This window comes from uncultured Campylobacter sp. (assembly GCF_938030815.1).
GTDB lineage: Bacteria > Campylobacterota > Campylobacteria > Campylobacterales > Campylobacteraceae > Campylobacter_B.
Window position 1 is genome coordinate 1 of sequence record NZ_CALHII010000284.1, and the last position, 1,486, is coordinate 1,486.

2 protein-coding genes and 1 pseudogene are annotated in these 1,486 nt (G+C 46.9%); all 3 read left to right on the forward strand.

The window, feature by feature from the left end; translation table 11 throughout:
* Positions 1–276 (forward strand): annotated as a pseudogene (locus Q0277_RS10635) (hypothetical protein); the annotation flags it as partial.
* A gap of 272 nt (positions 277–548) precedes the next feature.
* A complete protein-coding gene (locus Q0277_RS10640; protein ID WP_297997915.1) occupies positions 549–1,130 on the forward strand; it encodes an ABC transporter substrate-binding protein in 582 nt (193 codons plus the stop codon).
* The coding region (locus Q0277_RS10645; RefSeq protein WP_297997925.1) for an ABC transporter substrate-binding protein at positions 1,039–1,486 on the forward strand (448 nt) is incomplete at its 3' end. The genes Q0277_RS10640 and Q0277_RS10645, both read left to right, overlap by 92 nt.

Below are 1,486 nucleotides of genomic sequence, written 5' to 3' on the forward strand. Positions count from 1 at the left end.
AAGCGGGTCGCCACGCTATACTTGCTCGGCAAGGCAAGCGGAAGCAAAATTTTCTATATTTACGCCGTGATAACTTTAATTTGGGAAGCGCTTCTTAAGCTTCTTGAAATACTCCACGTCGATAAGCCATGGTATGGCAGCGCACCTGCCCGCTATGCTGCACTTACGGTAATCATTTTATCTGAAATTTTAGAACTTATCGCCTGGATTAGGATTAAAGGAATTTCGGGTGCGGAGCTTTGGAATAAAAACTTATGGTCGACGCCTGCAAAATAAATAATAAATCTAGCTTAGAATTACGCGCGAGCCGATTAAAATTTCACAAATTTGCTTCACAAATTCCATATCGCACCGCAAAATTCTATGCGAAATTCATATGCCGATGTAAATTTTTCAAATTCGCCCTACTTTAAAATTTCATCTTTTACCTAAAATTTATCATTAAAAATCTATAATATTTCAAAGTATATTTTCTAAACGTAACCGCCTAAAAAGCGCGCAAAATCGGGCGTATTAAGAAGTATATAATCTAAATTAAAGGATAGAAAATGAGTAAGCCTCACTCTTTCGCGCTAGCTCTTGCGCTGTGCGCGAGTTCGCTTTTTGCAGATCGCGTCGTAACCGATCAGCTAGGTCGCGACGTCACGCTGCCTGATCAGGTTAAGCGCATAGTCGTGCTTCAGCACCAAAGCCTAAACGCGCTCAACGAGCTAAACGCGCTGGATAAGGTCGTCGGCGTGCAGGAGTCGTGGGAAAAGTCGCTCGGCAAAAACTACGTCCGTCTAGCGCCGAGCCTAAAAGATATGCCAACCCCCGGCGATCTAAAGGTTATCAACTACGAGGCGGTGCTTAAGCTAAAGCCCGACGTCGTGATCGTCACGAACTACATCCCGCAAGAATACATCGACAAAATGACGGAGCTCAAAATCCCCGTCGTCGCCGTTAGCTTCCAGCGCAGCGACGCCGCCGATAAGGGCAAGCTAAATCCGACCTTCAAAAACGATGAGGCGGCCTACACCGAGGGTTTTTTACGACGGCATAGAGCTTCTCGGCAAAGTAGCAAACCGCGAGAAAGAGGCCGCCGAGCTCATAAGCTTCGTCAAAATCTCGCAAGAGCAGCTAAAGGCTAAATTTAGCGACTTCATCGTGGATAAAAGACCTAAAATTTACATGGCAAATCCCGATCTTACGATCTACGGTAGCGGCAAATACACGGGCATAATGTTTATGCGTGCAGGCGCGCAAAACGTCGCGGCGCAGAGTATAAAAGGCTACAAGCAGGTATCTGCAGAGCAAGTTTTAGCGTGGGCGCCGCAGATGATCTTCGTGCAGGATCGCTACCCTCAGGTGCCCGCCGAGCTCAAATCCAACCCGCAACTTGCAAATTTAAGCGCAGTTAAAGAGGATAAAATTTATATGATGCCAGAATACGCCAAAGCGTGGGGCTATCCGACTGCCGAAGCCATGGCGCTTGGCGAGTGGTGGC